Source organism: Tateyamaria algicola (assembly GCF_047715485.1).
Lineage (GTDB): Bacteria > Pseudomonadota > Alphaproteobacteria > Rhodobacterales > Rhodobacteraceae > Tateyamaria.
Genome location: NZ_CP180422.1, coordinates 3,200,806 through 3,216,710 on the forward strand (window position 1 = coordinate 3,200,806; position 15,905 = coordinate 3,216,710).

Below are 15,905 nucleotides of genomic sequence, written 5' to 3' on the forward strand. Positions count from 1 at the left end.
CTCCAGACCTGTCACAACGGCTTCCTGACGTGGCAGTGACAATTGCATTGGAGCGCTCATGTCCCGACAGAATTACACATTCACTTCGGAATCCGTTTCCGAAGGCCACCCCGATAAGGTCTGCGACCGTATTTCCGACGCCGTGCTTGATGCTTTTCTTGCTGAAGAGCCTGAAGCGCGTGTCGCTTGCGAAACCTTTGCCACGACCAACCGGGTTGTGATCGGGGGCGAAGTCGGGCTGAGCGATCAGGACAAGCTGCACGATTACATGGGCCGCATCGACGACATCGCGCGCGCCTGTATCAAGGATATCGGCTACGAGCAGGACAAGTTTCACTGGGACACCTGCGAGATCACCAACCTGCTGCATGAACAGTCTGCCCATATCGCCCAAGGCGTCGATGCGGCGGACAACAAGGATGAAGGCGCGGGCGATCAGGGCATCATGTTCGGCTATGCCACGAACGAAACGCCCGCCCTCATGCCCGCGCCGATCCAATATGCCCATGCCATCCTGCGTCGTCTGGCGCAGGTGCGCAAAGACGGCACCGAACCCGCGCTTGGCCCCGACGCAAAGTCGCAACTGTCGGTGCAATACCGTGATGGCAAACCTGTTGGCGTCAGCTCTCTCGTGCTGTCGACACAGCACCTCGACGAAGCGCTGAGCAGCGATGACATCCGCGCCATCGTCGCCCCCTACATCGAAGAGGTCCTGCCCGAGGGTTGGCTGACCGGCGACACGGAGTGGCACGTGAACCCCACCGGCAAATTTGTCATCGGTGGCCCGGATGGGGACGCGGGCCTGACCGGGCGCAAGATCATCGTTGATACCTATGGCGGGGCTGCCCCGCACGGCGGTGGCGCGTTCTCGGGCAAGGATCCGACCAAGGTTGACCGGTCTGCGGCCTATGCCGCGCGCTATCTGGCCAAGAACGTGGTTGCCGCCGGTTTGGCGGACAAATGCACGATCCAGCTGAGCTATGCGATCGGGGTGTCCAAACCGCTGTCGATCTATTGTGATACATTCGGAACCGGCCAGGTGCCCGATGCGCAGATCGAAGCGGCAGTATCGCGCGCCATGGACCTGACCCCACGCGGCATCCGCCAGCACCTGTCGTTGAACAAGCCTGTCTATGAACGCACCGCCGCCTATGGCCATTTCGGGCGCGCACCTGATGCGGATGGCGGGTTCAGCTGGGAACGGACCGACCTCGGCGATGCCCTGAAGGCCGGTCTGTAAACGGCCTACACGGACGATCACCAAACGGTGCTTGGAAATTGAGGCGCGGCTGGCTTAGCCTTTTGTCATCTTGATGAAAGGTTATTGCCCATGCCGCGCCTCCGCTTGTTTCTGGCCCTTGCCCTCTGTGCCGCCCCCGTTTTCGCGCAGGAGGCCGGCGAGGTCCCAGCCGTCGAGCCGCCAATGACGATGCTGCGGATGGCCCAGATCATCCGCGCCATTGACCCCGAGGCTGCCGCGGCAGGCAACACGATCCAGTTCACCATTGATGACATCCCGCTTGTCGTCATTGCCGATCCGACGGCCAATCGGATGCGGGCGATGGTGCCCATCCGTTTTGCCGAAGGGCTCGAGCCCGAAGAATTGATGCGCCTGATGCAGGCCAATTTCGACACAGCGCTTGATGCGCGCTATGCGGTTGCGCAGGGGCGTCTCTGGGGGGTGTTCATCCATCCACTCAGCCCGTTGGAAAAGGACCAATTGCTGTCGGCCTTTGTCCAGACGATCAACGTGGCCCGAACCTATGGGCAAACCTATTCAGGCGGGGCGACGGTGTTCGGAGGCGGCGATTCAAACGGCATCTATCAAGAGTTGTTGAAAGAATTGCAGGAACTGGGTGAAGAGATTTGAGGCGCGCCGCGCTAGGCGCGTGACAGTCGGAAAACCGCTAAAAGCAGAAACAGCACCGCAACCAGGCCAACGATGTCACCGACCATGTATTTGGTCAGGCTGAGCGCAAAATCGGAACTGGGCATGGTCTGATACCGGACAAGATGGATCATCACAGGGCTGACAACCGATGTGACCAGCCCGCCAAACAACAATATGCGCCAGCCCACCTTTGGGGAATGGAATTGACGGTCACGGCCAAGGGCCCAGTCCAGCAGGCAAAAGACGGCCGGCGCTGCACCATAGCTTGCCAAGAACGTGAGGTAGGTCAGGGGCGCGTCGAACCTGAGATTGGTGAACAGACCCAGCCCGATCGCGGCACCAGGCGCGAGATACACCATGGACCGCCACCCTTCGAAAAACGCCGAGATGACCTTGATCCCGAAGGGCAGGTACATGACCATTGCAAGGCTGGGCAGTTGCGTCAGAAAATTGGCCTGAACAGGCATGATGACTTGCCAGGTAAAGGCATATGCCAGCAGAAGCGTTCCGCTGTGCAACATAGTTTTCGTGATATGTTGCGCCGACTCTGCCGAGCGCTCTTGTGGTCGTGTCGACACGCGATATCAATCCCGATCAAAGCGCGCAGGGACTGATACCTCGTCCAAAACTGTCCGCTAGGTTTGATCCAGCGCGCGATATGTAAGCCTGTATCGGCCCATTGGCGCACCTTCGCATCGCTCAAGCAAACCGCGGCTGATTAACTGCCGCAGCGTGCGATGGAAGGTGGGCTGCGATATGTCGGCGACAATTGGATTCGCACGAACTGTGTCCGTGGAACAAGTGGCGTCGCCGCCGCCCGTATCCTTGATACAGGCGCAAAACGCCAAAAAAATATCCCGCTCGTTCCGCGTAAGCGTGTTCAAGCCGATATCATGTTCCATTTCTTGCAATAGCGAGCGCAAACGCCCAATCTGCCCAAGTACTGTATGGTTCACGTCCAAACCTTGCGGAGAATCTTCCCTGAACCCGATCCATAGCATCTCGCCAATCAAATTGACAGGTCAACTATGTCTTTTATTGTAGTTATTCGCAAAGTCAGAAGTCATTTGGATGATCTGTTTTCTACACGGCTATGCGCTCCTCTGTGTTCAGCACGGCAGTCTTCAGACCTGACCGCAGCCGACTTGGCGTTGCGGGCAGTGGTAGGAATAGATCGCACACGTCGCTCAGATCATGGCTGGCCAGCGACATCCGCGGGGCGTCGGCCATGAGCAAAACTGGCAGTTCGGGGTTGGCGTCGCGCAACCGGGCCAGCGTGCCCATCGTGCGCGCAACGCAGTGGTGGTGTTCGATGCTGACCGCAAGAACCGATGCGGCACCGTCGCAATACGCCGCACAGCGCAACATCGCACTTGCATCGTCAGATGTGGTGAGCGCGCAGCCCACCCCCGAGGTCGCCTCGGCAAACAAATGGCCAATGATAGGGTTCGAACACAAGGCAAGGACGTGGCGGGCCCACAGGTCGCTTTCACGGGTGGGGGGTGCGTCACGCCACAGTCCAACCGCCGGGTCAGGCGCGCCAACATCCGGTGCCCCGATCGGAAGCATGTACACATTGCTGGCGGCCTCTGCCGGGTTATCCACCGTCGGCCAGATTTCGCCATCATATATCTGCGGATCGTGCCAAATTCCGTCGTCGTTCATGTGACCCCTCGTTGCAGTGTAAAGTTTGCATTGTGTAAGTGAGTGTCAAAACGTTTTTCAAATCTACCTAAAATAAGCATAAACCCGCCCAGGTTGTAGTCAATATGACTATGAGCCTTGTGAGAGTCAAGGTTAACAGTTGACTAACCGGAATCCGTTCAGTTGTGTGTTGTCCTGTAATCGCGCCAGTGCACGGATCGGGCAGAAATTACGCAGCTTTCGGACGGTGCCGCCCTTGCCAAGCGGGCGTTGGGGCGCTATACGCCCGCTGGTCGTCAAGGTGTAAACACCAACAAGACATCGAGATGAGCAGGGTCGGAACACTCCGGCCCTCTTTGTTTTGAAAATGCCTGGCGGCACTGCCCATTCCACCTTGGTGGACCACAAACCCAGACCGGCGGAGACAACCGCACGGCCCGTCAAAAACAGATATAGTTAGGATAACGACGCCACATGGCTGATAAAATGATGGAGGAATTCGAAGCCCTCCTGCAAGAAAGCTTCGAAATGGACACGCCCGAAGAGGGGTCGGTTGTCAAAGGTAAGGTCCTCGCCATCGAGGCAGGCCAAGCCATCATCGACGTAGGCTACAAGATGGAAGGCCGCGTCGAGCTCAAAGAATTCGCAAATCCCGGTGAAGCGCCCGAAATATCGGTCGGTGACGAAGTCGAAGTGTTCCTGCGCTCGGCTGAAAACGCCCGTGGCGAAGCTGTCATCTCGCGCGAGATGGCCCGCCGCGAAGAAGCCTGGGATCGTTTGGAAACAGCCTACGCTGGCGAAGCACGTGTCGAAGGCGCGATCTTTGGCCGTGTCAAAGGTGGCTTTACTGTCGACCTTGGCGGTGCCGTGGCCTTCTTGCCCGGTTCGCAAGTCGATGTGCGCCCTGTACGCGACGCCGGGCCGCTGATGGGTCTCAAGCAGCCGTTCCAGATCCTCAAGATGGACCGTCGCCGGGGCAACATCGTTGTGTCGCGCCGCGCGATCCTCGAAGAGTCCCGCGCCGAACAGCGCGCCGAAGTCATCGGCAACCTGACCGAAGGTCAGACCGTCGACGGCGTGGTCAAGAACATCACCGAATATGGTGCGTTCGTGGACCTGGGCGGCGTAGATGGCCTGCTGCACGTGACCGACATGGCATGGCGCCGCGTCAACCACCCGTCGGAAATCCTGACGATTGGCGAGACGATCAAGGTGCAGGTCATCAAGATCAACAAAGAGACGCACCGCATCTCCTTGGGTATGAAGCAGCTGCAGGAAGATCCATGGGATCTGGTCGCCGCCAAGTACCCGCTGGAATCCACACACACAGGCCGCGTGACCAACATCACCGATTACGGTGCCTTTGTTGAGCTGGAGCCCGGTGTCGAAGGTCTGGTCCATGTCTCCGAAATGTCCTGGACCAAGAAGAACGTGCACCCCGGCAAGATTGTGTCCACCTCGCAAGAGGTCGAAGTCATGGTTCTGGAAATCGACGGCACCAAGCGCCGCGTGTCCCTGGGCCTGAAACAGACCATGCGCAACCCATGGGAAGTGTTTGCAGAAACGCACCCCGAGGGCACGGAAGTCGAAGGCGAAGTCAAGAACATCACCGAATTCGGTCTGTTCGTTGGCCTGCCCGGCGACATCGACGGCATGGTGCACCTTTCCGACCTCAGCTGGGACCAGCGTGGCGAAGAGGCGATCCAGGACTACCGCAAGGGCGACATGGTCGGCGCGGTTGTGTCCGAAGTGGACGTCGAGAAAGAGCGCATCTCGCTCTCGATCAAAGCAGTTGGCGGCGACAAGTTTGCCGAAGCTGTGGGCGGCGTGAAGCGCGGCTCGATCGTGACTGTCGAAGTGACGGCCATCGAAGATGGTGGTGTCGAAGTGGAATACGAAGGCATGAAGTCCTTCATCCGCCGCTCCGACCTGTCGCGTGACCGTGCCGAACAGCGCCCCGAGCGTTTCTCGGTTGGTGACAAGGTCGATGTGCGCATCACCAACATCGACGCCAAGACACGCCGTCTGGGTGTGTCGATCAAGGCACGCGAGATCGCAGAAGAGAAAGAAGCCGTGGAACAGTACGGGTCTTCGGACTCCGGTGCATCGCTCGGCGATATTCTCGGTGCAGCTCTCAAGGGCGACGAGTAAGCCGGATCATCGGCACTGCAAGTTTGGAAAGGGGCCCGTTTGCGGCCCCTTTCTTTTTGGCCAATGAGATGGCTAAACGGTGGGGCGGCAATGACCGGGGCATCGCATGTCTGACACCAAGCTGATCCTGCATATCGGATCGACCAAGACCGGAACGAAAAGCATTCAGCGCGCGCTGGCCAGTGCACCGCAGGGGGGACAGCGCAATTGGATCTATCCGCGGGCCGGGCGCAAGACATCTGCGCATCACAACCTTGCTTATGAGATGGGGGCGGCCTTTCGCACTGCCGGACGCTGGAAACTGGATCAGGGGGGATGGGATGCCGCATTGGCAGAAGCGGGTGAGCCTGCGCGCATCATCATCTCGTCCGAGGCGTTCATCTACCTCACCCAACCTGAAATCGCCACACTCGCAGACAGGATCGGGCACCTGAACCCTCGCATTCAGCTGTATCTGCGCAGGCTCGACCGCTGGGCGCATAGCCACTGCATCCAGCAATTGCGCTTTGGCCGTGCAGACATCGGGACGCCTATTGATGTTGTGAACACCGACATGTTCCAGATGTGGGGGCAGGATGGCCGCGCGCAGGGTCGCATCGTGGCGGATTGGGTGCATGTATTCGGGCACGATGCTGTCACGGTGACGGCCTTTGATCGCAGTGTCATTGGCGACGATATCGTTCAGCATTTCGCAAAGGCGCATGACTTGCGTGACCATGACGACTGGCCCGACCGGGTAAGGGCGCATGACTCCCCCAGTCTCAAGACTCTGCTTGCGGTTTGGAAGCTGCGCACGCTTTGTGCAGAGGCACTGGGTGCGGATTTTGCACTGACGCGACGGATGGCCGAATTGGTCAGCAGCCATTTCCGAGACCGGGGCGATGTCGTGCCCCGCTACCAACTGCTGTCGGCAGCGGCGTGCCATGCGCTTTGGGCCGCGTATCGGGATGATCAGGCGCAGCTCAAGGCGCTCTTGGGTGCAGATGCGCCCGTCTTCGCCTCGCTCGACGACCTCGACGATGCTGACTATGTCGCGCGCCCCTTGGACTACCTCGATGCCTTCTCGGATGACGAAATGGGCTTTGTGCATGACCTTGCGCAGCGCCGGATCAAGATGGGGTGAATTGAGCGGGGGCATTCACGAATCAGTGTGCGCGCGTGGGTCCACAAACGGCCCGTGTCATTTCCATTCACAGCCCAGAGCGCGGTATTTACAACCAATCGGCGTTCAACAGCTTGTTTTGGCGTCCAAAATACTGCCTTCGGCCAAATGCTTACTATTTCCGATTGCGGGGTTTGTTCCTATACTGCACGTTAGCAAAACCGACTGAGAACCACTCTTCAGGGGGATAACACCATGATCCGGTCAGAGCTGATCCAAAAGATCGCCGACGAAAATCCACATTTGTATCAGCGCGATGTAGAGCGGATTGTGAACACCATTTTTGACGAAGTCACTGACGCCATGTCGCGCGGTGACCGGGTCGAGTTGCGCGGCTTTGGTGCCTTTTCGGTAAAAAAGCGGGACGCACGTGTCGGGCGCAACCCACGCACGGGTGAAACCGTGGATGTCGAGGAAAAGCATGTGCCGTTCTTCAAGACCGGCAAGCTATTGCGGGATCGCCTGAACGGGAAAGCGTAAATGCGTTACATTCGTTATGCCTGCATCGCCGTGTTTGCGGTGGCTTTGATCGCCGTGGCGTTGGCCAATCGTGGCCCTGTGACGCTCAAACTGCTGCCGGATGAGATCGCGGGCCTGTTCGCCGTCGCGCCCACGGTCGAGTTCCCGCTGTTTGTTGTGATCTTTGGCGGTATCATTACTGGCCTGCTGGTCGGCTTTGTCTGGGAATGGATGCGTGAATACGCCGTGCGCGCCGAAAACGCGCGCAACGCCCGCGAAGTGCGCCGCCTTGAGCGCGAGGTCAAACGCCTCAAGTCCGAAAAGCATGAAGGCACCGATGAAGTGCTGGCCTTGCTGGACGAGGCAAGCTAAGCCAGCCCCATGCCCCCGGTTTCTGTTAAAATCTGCGGCCTCAGCCGCCCTGAACACGTGACTGCCGCCGTTGATGCGGGTGCTGCCTATGTGGGGTTTGTCTTTTTCGAGAAATCACCGCGCAATGTGTCCTTTGAAACGGCGCGCGCGCTGGCGCTGGACGTGCCCGTCGGGGTCGCCAAGGTCGCGCTGGTCGTGAATGCCGATAACGCCTTTCTTGATGAACTGACCCGAACCGTGCCGCTGGATGTCCTGCAATTGCACGGGGCCGAAACGCCCGAGCGCGTGGCAGAGATCAAGGCGCGGTATGGTTTGCCGGTGATGAAGGCCGTGGGAGTCGCGGACGAGAGTGACCTTGTGAACATCGACACCTATGCCCGTGTTGCAGACCAGATCCTTGTCGAGGCAAAACCGCCAAAGGGTTCGGATCGCCCTGGCGGCAATGGAAAGACCTTTGACTGGCAGTTGATTGCAAATCGCCGCTGGCCGGTGCCATGGATGCTTGCCGGTGGGTTGACCCAAGACAATGTGGCAGAGGCCGTGCGCATCACGGGTGCCCGTACCGTCGATCTCAGCTCAAGCGTGGAAAGCGCGCCGGGCGAGAAAGACGCAGGCCTGATCCGCGCCTTCATCGACCGGGTGAACGCGCTGTGAATGCTATCTTTCGCGCCGCGCGCGAGGCGGACGTGCCCGCGATCCTCGCCCTGTTGACGGACGACTTTCTGGGCACGGCACGCGAAGGGGCAGGTCTGGATCACTACCTGGCTGCCTTTCGCAGCATGGTCGAGGAGGGCAACAACCACCTGATTGTCGGCACCGTCAATGATGAGATCGTCGCCACTTACCAGATCACCTTCATCAGCGGTCTGTCGCTGCGGGCGGCGCGGCGTGCGCAAATCGAAGGCGTGCGCGTGGCCAGCCATCTGCGCGGGCACAACGTCGGAACAGCCTTGATTGCAGATGCCGAAACCCGTGCGCGTGCGGCAGGCTGCGTTCTGATCCAGCTGACTATGAACAAAAGCCGCACCGACACAGCCCGTTTCTATCAGCGCCTTGGCTTTACCCCTTCCCACATCGGGTATAAACGCGATCTGACCTGAACGCGGAGGCCATCCATGGCAAACGATCTTTTCAACTCTTTCATGACTGGCCCGGATGAAAACGGGCGCTTTGGCGACTTTGGGGGCCGGTTCGTCTCAGAGACGCTGATGCCGCTGATCCTGAGCCTCGAGGAAGAGTACGAGAAGGCCAAAACCGACGACAGCTTTTGGGCGGAAATGGATTTTCTGTGGAAGCACTATGTCGGTCGCCCCAGCCCGCTTTATCACGCCGAGCGGCTGACCGAACATCTGGGCGGTGCCAAGATCTACATGAAGCGGGACGAGTTGAACCACACCGGCGCGCACAAGATCAACAACGTGCTGGGCCAGATCATTCTGGCGCGCCGTATGGGCAAGACGCGGATCATTGCAGAGACCGGGGCAGGGCAGCACGGTGTGGCCACGGCCACGGTCTGTGCGAAATTCGGTTTGAAATGTGTGGTTTACATGGGCGCGCATGATGTTGAACGCCAGGCGCCCAACGTGTTCCGCATGCGTCTGCTGGGTGCCGAAGTCATCCCCGTCACCTCTGGGCGCGGCACGCTCAAGGACGCGATGAACGACGCGCTGCGCGACTGGGTGACCAATGTGCGCGACACGTTCTACTGCATTGGCACCGTCGCTGGCCCGCACCCGTACCCGGCCATGGTGCGCGATTTCCAAAGCATCATCGGCAAGGAAGTCCGCGATCAGATGACCGAGGCCGAAGGACGCCTGCCCGACACGCTGATTGCCGCGATTGGCGGCGGGTCCAACGCGATGGGCCTGTTCTACCCCTTCCTCGACGACAAGGATGTCGGGATCATCGGGGTCGAAGCGGGCGGCAAGGGCGTGAATGCCAAGATGGAGCACTGTGCCTCGCTTACCGGCGGGCGCCCCGGCGTGCTGCACGGTAACCGCACCTATCTCTTGCAGGACGACGACGGCCAGATCCTCGAAGGGTTCTCGATCTCGGCCGGTCTCGACTATCCGGGCATCGGCCCCGAACATGCCTGGCTGCACGACATCGGGCGCGCGCAATATGTGTCGATCACGGACAAGGAAGCGCTCGAGGCGTTCCAACTGTGCTGCACCCTCGAAGGGATCATTCCCGCGCTAGAGCCCAGCCACGCCTTGGCGCATGTGACCAAGATCGCCCCGGACCTGCCCAGCGATCACGTCATCTGCATGAACATGTGCGGGCGCGGTGACAAGGATATCTTTACCGTGGCGCGTGCCCTTGGCTTCGACATGTCCGGCCCCGAAGGGCGCAACGTCGAGTAAATCAAACCGCGTGGTCGCGCAGAACTTCGAGCGATACGATTTCAAGTGCGCGCTTGTGAGTGGCCTCGAGGGACACTTTGGGCGCGCACCCCTCGTCATGGGCCTGCAAGAACCGGGCCGCACATAGGCACCAGCTGTCCCCGGGTTTCAGCCCGGCAAAGCGGTATTCCGGGCGTGGCGTGCTGAGGTCGTTACCGACATATTTGGAAAAGGCGAGGAATTCGGCGGTCATGACTGCACATACAGTGTGGCTGCCCTGATCGGCGGCGCAGGTGTTGCAGTGCCCGTCGCGGAAAAAGCCGGTGACAGGGTCCGTTCCGCACAGGGCCAATTCGGTGCCCAACACATTGACGCTGTCATCCGGTTCCATCTGTCTATCCTTCGGTTGCCGCCACGATCTGCCGAAACATCTCGATATTCTGGGCGTTTACGCCCGTTTCGCGGAATTTGCGATCTGCGCCTGTCGAGACGATCACAACCCCTGCCTTTTGATCGATATAGAGGTATTGACCATAGATTCCACGGCCCATGAATTGCCCCTCGGTCGCGCCGACCGGTATCCACCACTGATACCCATAGCCGATCTTGCCCGGCTTTGTGGGCGCACTTGGACCGGTTGAGGCGGCAATCCACGCTGCGGGCACCACTTGTTGCCCCTGCCACATCCCGTTTTGCAGGATCATCTGACCAAATCGCGCGTAATCACGCGTGGTGATGTTCAAACCACCCAACACAAAGGCGACGCCGACACCGTCCGTAAGGTATAGCGGTGATTGCTCCAGCCCCAGCGGCGCGATCAACTTTTCCGCCATCAGGTCGGGGATGTCCCGCCCTGTCGCGCCTCGTGCCACCATGCCCACCACATGCGTGTCGATTGACGTGTATTTCCAGGTCTCACCGGGCGCGGCAAAGCTTTCGGTGAGGTTCGCGGCAAAGGTATCCATCTTGCCGCCAAGGGCAAGAACGCGCCCCATCTTGTTGATATCGCTGTTGGGATCGAGATAATCCTCGTCAAAGGTGACACCACTGGCCATCTGCAGCACGTTGCGCACAGTGGCCTGATCATAGGCACCTCCGGCGAGGGACGGTGCGTATTTGATGACGGGATCATCAAGGGAAGCGAACGCCCCTTCGGCCTCCAGAATCCCGAACAGGGCCGACAGATAGCTTTTGGCAACAGACCAACTGATGCGCAGATCGTCCGCATTGGTGTTTTGGTAATAGGCTTCGTGCACAATCTGCCCGTTCTTGAGCACGAGCATGGAGGTGACGACACGCTCTTCGACCCACTCAAGGTAGGGCGCTGGCATGTCGAGCGCTGCGCCATCCGGCAAAGGGCTGACCGAGCCGTTGCCCTTAGGGATTTCCCTGTGGAGAAATGCGGCGTCCATATTGGAGAAATTCGACACAATGCGGTTTTTGTCGAAGAGCGCGTTCACGGCCAGCAGCCTCGTGATCTCTTCGCGCTTCCATAATCCGACCAGCAGAGCGGCAATTATCAACGCCAAGCCGATACGCAATATCCATTTTAGAACTGTTCGCACGCTTTATCCCCTTGTTTTCGCCATTCATCCACAGGCTGGTGGTTCATGGCAAACACACCGTCGCGTCACCCGGTCCAATGCACCCAGCGTCCGTGAAAATCAGCGCGCCCCAGATGCAGGGTGATGTCACCGGGCCAGAGGCGCAGGGTAAGGGCGGCACCGACGGCCCCTGTGGTGTCCCCATCGGTTTCCATCTGCATCCACGCCAATGGCGTGTCTGGCGTTGCCCGCGCGCCTGCTGCTTCGATCAGCGCGGTGCCACGGGCTTGCGCCTCCGCGGGGAAGTACTGCCAGGCGACCGTGTGTTGAATGATGTGCATATGTCCTTCGGGCGTCGCATCAAGGCGGGTTTCCAACCAGTTGATTGCATCGCCTTTTTCGACCGTTGCGTCCATGACCGAGGCTGCGGCGTTTGTCAGCACCAGCCGATGTGGTTGGTCTGCCCACAGATAAGCGGTAAGGCGCAAAAGATCGTCAGGATCACGGGGATTCAAGGGGTTAAGGTCCACACCTGATCTGTCCACAACCTGTGGATAACCTGTGGGTGGCAACGGCCCGGTCCAGTCTGGTGTCAGGGTCAAGGCCGCATCATCCGCCCCCAGGCGGCCCGCCTCTGTCTGCAAGGCAAATCGGTCCCACATCAGGTTCAACCCACCGCTTGCGCCAAGTTCGGACAGCACGATGGGGCGGTCGAAATGAGACAGAGCCGTGTACGCCATCGCAATCAATGCCGCGCTGCGCCGCACCTCGTTGGTCTGGGGTGGGTATTGCGTCCACGCGACAAAGAAATCTTCGTGCGTTTTCAGCGCATTCAACACCGCATCCTGAAGCGTTGCATCGTCCACATCATGGGGCGGGTAGGCTGCGACCAGCGCGTCGTCCCGTCCCTGTCGGACAAGCGCGTGCAGGCCGCCACCGATGCGCAAGGGCAGGGAATGTCCAGCGGGGCCGATATCGCCCTGATATTCCGCCATTTTCTGCCCCAAGGCGCTGGTCGCGTCCCAATTGTCTGCGAGGATACCCAGAACCCGCCCCATCAACGGAGACCCCATGCGGGCGCATGTGCCGGACTGATCGCGAAAGGCTTGGATCAGCGTCATGAAAAACGGTCCATCAGCTTTTGCAAAGCTGACCGGGCGTCGGGGCCTTGGGTGACTTCGGGTTCGGACGGCTTTGGTTTGGCTTGCGATTTCTCGCCCGTGCCGGATCGGGGTGGGGCGACGCGCAAGGCCACGGCGTTCATGAACTTTGCCCCGTCGCCGCGCGCCAGATGCGGTGCGCCGTCCGAACAGCCGCGCAACACGTCATCAAGCCACCCCTCGTCCGCCTTGGGAAAGTCCCGCAACACATAGCCGGGCACCGCGTCCTTGTGGCCGGGATGGCCCACACCCAAACGCACCCGCGCATAATCCGCACCGATATGGGCATGCACCGAACGCAACCCGTTATGGCCCGCATGCCCGCCGCCTGTTTTCCAGCGGACCTTGCCAGGGGCGAGGTCGATCTCGTCGTGCAGAACGATCACCTCCTCTGCGTCCAGCTTGTAAAACCGCATGGCGGCACCAACGCTGTCACCGGATTTGTTCATGTAGGTTTCGGGCTTGAGCAGGACGGCACGATCCGATCCGAACCGCCCTTCGGAAATGACGCCCTGATGCTTGGATTTCCATGCGGGAAACCCGTGATCTGCCGCAATCCGATCCACCGCCATAAAGCCGATATTGTGCCGGTTGCGTGCGTATTTCGCGCCGGGATTGCCGAGGCCAACGATGAGTTTCATGAGGCTCCTCCGCCGCGTTTCTGCCATGCAGCATAAAGCGGGCCGGGGGCACGAACAAGCGCCGTGCAGGGAAAGGCGTTCCGGTGGCGGCCCTCGGACCTAGCCTGCCAGCATGTGCACCAGACTGTCCGACAGCAGTTTGAGGGCGGTCAGCCCCAGAAATCCGTAGACGATTTTGACAAAAATGTCCTGTGAGATCAGGTGATGCAGCCGCGCGCCGAGGAAAACACCAACAAATAGCACTGGGGCCAGGACAAGGCTGACCGTCAAGCTCTCACGATCCAGCGACCCGGACGTGCCGTAGGCAACTGTTTTCAGGGCGTTCAATGTGAAAAAAATACCGTGTTTGTGCCCACGAAAATGGTTTTGTCGAGGCGCTGCCGCAACAGATACCCCTTGACTGGCGGGCCACCTGCATGGGCGACGAAACTGGCAAAGCCCGATACCAGACCCAAGGCCCAAACGACCAAAGCAGGCGTGCGGTGCGCGACATGGGGCCGGTGCCGCTGCACCAGGAACTGAACGACAAAGAAAAGGGCAAGCAACCCGATCACAAGCCGGATGGCATCTGCGTTCATGAACTCAAACGTCAACGCGCCGACGCAGAGGCCGAGGAGCGCACCGGGTATCAACGCCCAGATAATCGCGCGGTTCCAATGGCTTCGATATCGCCACACAATCATGACATCCATCGCCAGCAAGATCGGCATCATGACCGCAGCGGCGAACTGGGGCGTCACAAAAAGCGACATGATGGGGACGGCCATGACCCCAAGGCCGCCCCCAAACCCGCTCTTTGAAATGCCGGTGATCAGGATCGCGGTGATGGACGCGATGTAAAAAGCCGTCGGAAGTTCCATACCCAAACCCCTGTGTTCTTCGGTTTTGGTAGGGGTCGCGAGGAAATCATGGAAACGGTTTTATTTTCTTTCAAAAATTGTATTTTGTGATGATGCTGGATTTGAACGCACTCAAGACATTCACACTTGCCGCCGAGGCGCTGAATTTCACAACCGTCGCGGCGCAACGCAATACAGTGCAATCTGCCGTTAGTGCCCAGATCAGAAAACTGGAAACCTCAGTCGGGCGCGCCTTGTTCGCCCGCGGTCGTGGACAGACCATGCATCTGACACCAGAGGGCGAGGCGTTGCTGGTCTATGCGCGCCGTTTGCTGGCCCTGTCGGACGAGGCTGTCGAGACGGTGCGCACCTCGCAATCGCGGCGCATCATCCGGTTGGGGACAACGGTGACCTTGGCAATGTCGGTTGTCTGCGATGTGCTGAGCGCCTTTGCGCGGCAATGTCCGGACATCCAGATACAGATCCAATGCGACCGCAGCGATGCGTTGCTACAGCGGCTGGAGGTTGGCGAAATCGACGTCGCCTTCATGATGGATCAGGGGCGGCATCCGGGCCGGGCCTTCGTGCACTCACAGCTGCTTGTCTGGGTAAGCGGGCCGGGGTTCATCATGCCGGACGGGCTGGTTGTGCCCCTTGCATTCCTGACCGATGGCCGCGATCTGCGCCGCTATGCGCTCAAGGCTCTGGATGATGCCGGGCAAAGCGGACACATCAAGCACCTGAGCCCCCATCCCATCGGTGTGCGCGCCTTTGTTCAAGCCGGATTGGCGCTGACCGTCATGCCGCAATCCACAGTTGCCATGCCCCTGCAAATCGCGTCATCCATACACGCCCTGCCGCCCTTGGCACCGATTGCACTGGCCGCATATCAGGCCCAAAAGCGCGTGGCCGCAGAGGTGGACGTGTTGCTACAGCTTCTCGAAGACAACGCGAGCTAACGAAAAATGGCCGCCCCATGTCGGAGCGGCCATTTCTGTTTCCAAGCAGTAGCGAAAGATTACTCTTCGCCGCCCTCTTCGGGTGTTGCTTCTTCGGTCTCTTCGCCTTCACCTTCTTCATTCTCGGACGAGCGCAGGCCCGACGGAGCAGAGATGGTGGCGATCACGAAATCACGGTCGATGGTCGGCTTGGCCCCTTGGGGCAGCGTGACCGACGAGATGGTGATGCTGTCGCCGACTTCGGCTTCGGACACGTCGATCGTGATGCTCTCGGGGATATCGCCGGCTGTTACCACCAGTTCCACTTCGGGGCGGACCAAGGACAGCACGCCGCCCTTTTTCAGACCGGGCGAGACCTCTTCGCCTTCCACGTCAACACCGATGAAAAGGTTGATCTTTGTGGTGCGGCGCAGGCGCATGAAATCCACGTGTGTGGGCAGGTCTTTGACCACATCGCGCTGCACGTCGCGGCAGATGACGCGCACGTCGTCGTGGCCGTCGACCTTCATGTTGAAGAGCGTCGACTTGAACCGACCGGCCTTCAGCATCTTGAACAGTTTGTTAAAGGGCAGATTGATCGGCAGCGGATCTGTGTCACCACCAAAAACAATCCCTGGAACCATGCCGTCGCGGCGGGCCTGACGAGCGGCGCCCTTGCCTGTCCCCGTGCGTTCCAGGGCTTCGAGATCAGGAATCTCTCCAGCCATCGTATTTCTCCAAAGTTAGGGCAGGGTGCCTCCA

Annotated in this window: 18 protein-coding genes, 1 pseudogene and 1 riboswitch; of the genes and pseudogenes, 10 read left to right on the forward strand and 9 right to left on the reverse strand. The window is 59.6% G+C overall.

Features of this window, described 5'->3' with window-relative positions:
- The first annotated feature begins 5 nt into the window (after window positions 1-5).
- A riboswitch (SAM-SAH riboswitch) is annotated at window positions 6-55 on the forward strand.
- 3 nt (window positions 56-58) lie between these two features.
- Complete coding sequence (metK, locus tag ACMHLQ_RS18235; RefSeq protein WP_415402118.1) at window positions 59-1,240, forward strand: methionine adenosyltransferase; 1,182 nt, start codon at window positions 59-61, stop codon at window positions 1,238-1,240.
- A gap of 90 nt (window positions 1,241-1,330) precedes the next feature.
- Window positions 1,331-1,870 (forward strand): hypothetical protein, encoded by a 540-nt coding sequence (locus tag ACMHLQ_RS18240; protein WP_415402119.1) that lies wholly within the window; start codon window positions 1,331-1,333, stop codon window positions 1,868-1,870.
- An 11-nt stretch (window positions 1,871-1,881) separates the two neighbouring features.
- On the opposite strand, the gene ACMHLQ_RS18245 is transcribed toward ACMHLQ_RS18240, so the two are convergent.
- The 3 genes from ACMHLQ_RS18245 to ACMHLQ_RS18255 form a co-directional block, all read right to left on the reverse strand.
- On the reverse strand, window positions 1,882-2,412 hold the full coding sequence (locus ACMHLQ_RS18245) for a hypothetical protein (RefSeq protein ID WP_415402120.1): 531 nt from the start codon (window positions 2,410-2,412) through the stop codon (window positions 1,882-1,884).
- 114 nt (window positions 2,413-2,526) lie between these two features.
- Window positions 2,527-2,793, reverse strand: coding sequence for a MarR family transcriptional regulator (locus tag ACMHLQ_RS18250; protein ID WP_415402121.1), 267 nt, complete (start codon window positions 2,791-2,793; stop codon window positions 2,527-2,529).
- Window positions 2,794-2,974: 181 nt separating this feature from the next.
- Entirely contained in the window at window positions 2,975-3,556 is a 582-nt protein-coding gene (locus ACMHLQ_RS18255; protein ID WP_415402122.1) for a hypothetical protein, read from the reverse strand.
- Window positions 3,557-4,024: 468 nt separating this feature from the next.
- On the opposite strand from ACMHLQ_RS18255, the gene rpsA reads away from it, so the two are divergent.
- From rpsA to trpB, 7 genes are all read left to right on the forward strand, one after another.
- Window positions 4,025-5,686, forward strand: a complete 1,662-nt coding sequence (rpsA, locus tag ACMHLQ_RS18260; RefSeq protein WP_415405313.1) for a 30S ribosomal protein S1 — start codon at window positions 4,025-4,027, stop codon at window positions 5,684-5,686.
- Between the two features lie 106 nt (window positions 5,687-5,792).
- A complete protein-coding gene (locus tag ACMHLQ_RS18265) occupies window positions 5,793-6,809 on the forward strand; it encodes a hypothetical protein (RefSeq protein ID WP_415402123.1) in 1,017 nt (338 codons plus the stop codon).
- A 234-nt stretch (window positions 6,810-7,043) separates the two neighbouring features.
- A complete protein-coding gene (ihfB, locus tag ACMHLQ_RS18270; RefSeq protein ID WP_415402124.1) occupies window positions 7,044-7,328 on the forward strand; it encodes an integration host factor subunit beta in 285 nt (94 codons plus the stop codon).
- On the forward strand, window positions 7,329-7,679 hold the full coding sequence (locus tag ACMHLQ_RS18275) for a LapA family protein (protein ID WP_415402125.1): 351 nt from the start codon (window positions 7,329-7,331) through the stop codon (window positions 7,677-7,679).
- Between the two features lie 9 nt (window positions 7,680-7,688).
- Window positions 7,689-8,333 (forward strand): phosphoribosylanthranilate isomerase, encoded by a 645-nt coding sequence (locus ACMHLQ_RS18280; RefSeq protein WP_415402126.1) that lies wholly within the window; start codon window positions 7,689-7,691, stop codon window positions 8,331-8,333.
- Window positions 8,330-8,779, forward strand: coding sequence for a GNAT family N-acetyltransferase (locus ACMHLQ_RS18285; RefSeq protein WP_415402127.1), 450 nt, complete (start codon window positions 8,330-8,332; stop codon window positions 8,777-8,779). The genes ACMHLQ_RS18280 and ACMHLQ_RS18285 overlap by 4 nt, the downstream gene beginning before the upstream one ends.
- Window positions 8,780-8,794: 15 nt before the next feature.
- On the forward strand, window positions 8,795-10,042 hold the full coding sequence (gene trpB, locus ACMHLQ_RS18290; RefSeq protein WP_415402128.1) for a tryptophan synthase subunit beta: 1,248 nt from the start codon (window positions 8,795-8,797) through the stop codon (window positions 10,040-10,042).
- Window position 10,043: 1 nt separating this feature from the next.
- On the opposite strand, the gene ACMHLQ_RS18295 is transcribed toward trpB, so the two are convergent.
- The 5 genes and pseudogenes from ACMHLQ_RS18295 to ACMHLQ_RS18315 all read right to left on the reverse strand — a co-directional run bounded on the left by ACMHLQ_RS18295 (window position 10,044) and on the right by ACMHLQ_RS18315 (window position 14,226).
- A complete protein-coding gene (locus ACMHLQ_RS18295; RefSeq protein ID WP_415402129.1) occupies window positions 10,044-10,412 on the reverse strand; it encodes a DUF2237 family protein in 369 nt (122 codons plus the stop codon).
- Window positions 10,413-10,416: 4 nt separating this feature from the next.
- Window positions 10,417-11,586 carry a serine hydrolase domain-containing protein gene (locus ACMHLQ_RS18300; RefSeq protein WP_415402130.1) on the reverse strand — a complete coding sequence of 390 codons (1,170 nt, stop codon included), beginning with the start codon at window positions 11,584-11,586 and terminating at the stop codon, window positions 10,417-10,419.
- Between the two features lie 65 nt (window positions 11,587-11,651).
- Window positions 11,652-12,686 (reverse strand): DUF2332 domain-containing protein, encoded by a 1,035-nt coding sequence (locus ACMHLQ_RS18305; RefSeq protein WP_415402131.1) that lies wholly within the window; start codon window positions 12,684-12,686, stop codon window positions 11,652-11,654.
- Window positions 12,683-13,366, reverse strand: a complete 684-nt coding sequence (gene pth / locus ACMHLQ_RS18310) for an aminoacyl-tRNA hydrolase (protein WP_415402132.1) — start codon at window positions 13,364-13,366, stop codon at window positions 12,683-12,685. The genes ACMHLQ_RS18305 and pth overlap by 4 nt, the downstream gene beginning before the upstream one ends.
- Before the next feature lie 99 nt (window positions 13,367-13,465).
- Window positions 13,466-14,226: pseudogene (locus ACMHLQ_RS18315) on the reverse strand (sulfite exporter TauE/SafE family protein).
- An 86-nt stretch (window positions 14,227-14,312) separates the two neighbouring features.
- Between ACMHLQ_RS18315 and ACMHLQ_RS18320 the strand changes: the two are divergent.
- Window positions 14,313-15,164, forward strand: coding sequence for a LysR family transcriptional regulator (locus ACMHLQ_RS18320; protein WP_415405314.1), 852 nt, complete (start codon window positions 14,313-14,315; stop codon window positions 15,162-15,164).
- 59 nt (window positions 15,165-15,223) lie between these two features.
- On the opposite strand, the gene ACMHLQ_RS18325 is transcribed toward ACMHLQ_RS18320, so the two are convergent.
- The gene (locus ACMHLQ_RS18325; protein WP_415402133.1) at window positions 15,224-15,871 is read right to left on the reverse strand and encodes a 50S ribosomal protein L25/general stress protein Ctc; all 648 of its coding nucleotides are present in this window, start codon (window positions 15,869-15,871) and stop codon (window positions 15,224-15,226) included.
- Between the last annotated feature and the right edge of the window lie 34 nt (window positions 15,872-15,905).

Coding starts and splice junctions, on each gene's coding strand:
- ihfB (WP_415402124.1), top strand. CDS start 7,044: ATGATCCGGTCAGAGCTGATCCAAAAGATCGCCGACGAAAATCCACAT.
- ACMHLQ_RS18275 (WP_415402125.1), top strand. CDS start 7,329: ATGCGTTACATTCGTTATGCCTGCATCGCCGTGTTTGCGGTGGCTTTG.
- pth (WP_415402132.1), bottom strand. CDS start 13,366: ATGAAACTCATCGTTGGCCTCGGCAATCCCGGCGCGAAATACGCACGC.
- ACMHLQ_RS18255 (WP_415402122.1), bottom strand. CDS start 3,556: ATGAACGACGACGGAATTTGGCACGATCCGCAGATATATGATGGCGAA.
- ACMHLQ_RS18265 (WP_415402123.1), top strand. CDS start 5,793: ATGTCTGACACCAAGCTGATCCTGCATATCGGATCGACCAAGACCGGA.
- ACMHLQ_RS18280 (WP_415402126.1), top strand. CDS start 7,689: ATGCCCCCGGTTTCTGTTAAAATCTGCGGCCTCAGCCGCCCTGAACAC.
- trpB (WP_415402128.1), top strand. CDS start 8,795: ATGGCAAACGATCTTTTCAACTCTTTCATGACTGGCCCGGATGAAAAC.
- ACMHLQ_RS18295 (WP_415402129.1), bottom strand. CDS start 10,412: ATGGAACCGGATGACAGCGTCAATGTGTTGGGCACCGAATTGGCCCTG.
- ACMHLQ_RS18240 (WP_415402119.1), top strand. CDS start 1,331: ATGCCGCGCCTCCGCTTGTTTCTGGCCCTTGCCCTCTGTGCCGCCCCC.
- metK (WP_415402118.1), top strand. CDS start 59: ATGTCCCGACAGAATTACACATTCACTTCGGAATCCGTTTCCGAAGGC.
- ACMHLQ_RS18305 (WP_415402131.1), bottom strand. CDS start 12,686: ATGACGCTGATCCAAGCCTTTCGCGATCAGTCCGGCACATGCGCCCGC.
- rpsA (WP_415405313.1), top strand. CDS start 4,025: ATGGAGGAATTCGAAGCCCTCCTGCAAGAAAGCTTCGAAATGGACACG.
- ACMHLQ_RS18325 (WP_415402133.1), bottom strand. CDS start 15,871: ATGGCTGGAGAGATTCCTGATCTCGAAGCCCTGGAACGCACGGGGACA.
- ACMHLQ_RS18250 (WP_415402121.1), bottom strand. CDS start 2,793: ATGGAACATGATATCGGCTTGAACACGCTTACGCGGAACGAGCGGGAT.
- ACMHLQ_RS18245 (WP_415402120.1), bottom strand. CDS start 2,412: ATGTTGCACAGCGGAACGCTTCTGCTGGCATATGCCTTTACCTGGCAA.